This is a genomic window from Herbaspirillum lusitanum P6-12, assembly GCF_000256565.1.
GTDB classification, from domain to species: Bacteria; Pseudomonadota; Gammaproteobacteria; order Burkholderiales; family Burkholderiaceae_D; genus Herbaspirillum; species Herbaspirillum lusitanum.
In genome coordinates this window covers 1-784 of sequence record NZ_AJHH01000554.1, presented here as the reverse complement: position 1 = coordinate 784, position 784 = coordinate 1, and the positions used below count along the sequence as shown (strand labels likewise).

Sequence of the window (784 nt, the reverse complement as noted above, 5' to 3'; positions counted from 1 at the left end):
ATCGTGCGGCCCGACGGCAGCGTCACCGCCGGCAACGCGCACGCCTGGTCGCGACCGCGACTTACCAGCTGGAACGCAGCGGCGGCCGCTACGCCTTGTGCACCATGTGCATCGGCGTGGGGCAAGGCATCGCGATGATCATCGAGCGGGTGTAATCGGAAGCTGTTTTACTCGCGCGATTGATTGAAAATCGGCGAGGACGGACTGTTGCCCGCCAACTCCCGTGCGGCGGCGAGCAGGTCGGAGCCGAGGCTCTCCATGCGCCGCATGTCGAGCCGTTGCAACGGGCCGGCGATACTGAGCACGCCGATGGCCTGATAGCCGGGTCGCTGTATCGGCGCCGCCATCGCCGTATACAGATGGGAATAGCGCAAAAATCCTCCTGCAAGTTTCCGCGGATAAGCCTATGATCTGCAAACGCAATCGAGACGGAATTGCCCGCCGCGCGGTCCGGCGGTCGACTCCGACACTGTCTCCGCACCATTCTCCCCGGCATTCCCGGTTGCGCCAGGCACGGACATCCGGATGGAGTGACGTCTTCCCCGATGTTCTACCCAACAGGACGTCGGAGGAGTTAAAAGATGACAACCAGCTTCAACCTCAACGGCAAGCAAGTCACGGTAAAAGCGGAACCGGATACGCCATTGTTGTGGGTGATCCGCGATGAAATCGGCCTGACCGGCACCAAGTTCGGTTGCGGCATGGCGCTCTGCGGCGCCTGTACCGTGCAGCTCGATGGCGCGCCGATCCGCTCCTGCCAGACCCCGGTCTCGGCGGCGGCCGG

At 63.5% G+C, this 784-nt stretch carries 3 protein-coding genes; 2 read left to right on the top strand and 1 reads right to left on the bottom strand.

Going from position 1 to position 784, the window contains the following annotated elements; genetic code table 11:
- On the top strand, positions 1 to 155 hold a 155-nt coding region (locus HLUSI_RS34660), incomplete at its 5' end, for a hypothetical protein (protein ID WP_016835355.1).
- A gap of 12 nt (positions 156 to 167) precedes the next feature.
- Here HLUSI_RS34660 and HLUSI_RS0118420 read toward each other — a convergent pair.
- Positions 168 to 374 carry a hypothetical protein gene (locus HLUSI_RS0118420; protein WP_016835354.1) on the bottom strand — a complete coding sequence of 69 codons (207 nt, stop codon included), beginning with the start codon at positions 372 to 374 and terminating at the stop codon, positions 168 to 170.
- A 207-nt stretch (positions 375 to 581) separates the two neighbouring features.
- Here HLUSI_RS0118420 and HLUSI_RS0118415 point away from each other — a divergent pair.
- On the top strand, positions 582 to 784 hold a 203-nt coding region (locus HLUSI_RS0118415; protein ID WP_016835353.1), incomplete at its 3' end, for a (2Fe-2S)-binding protein.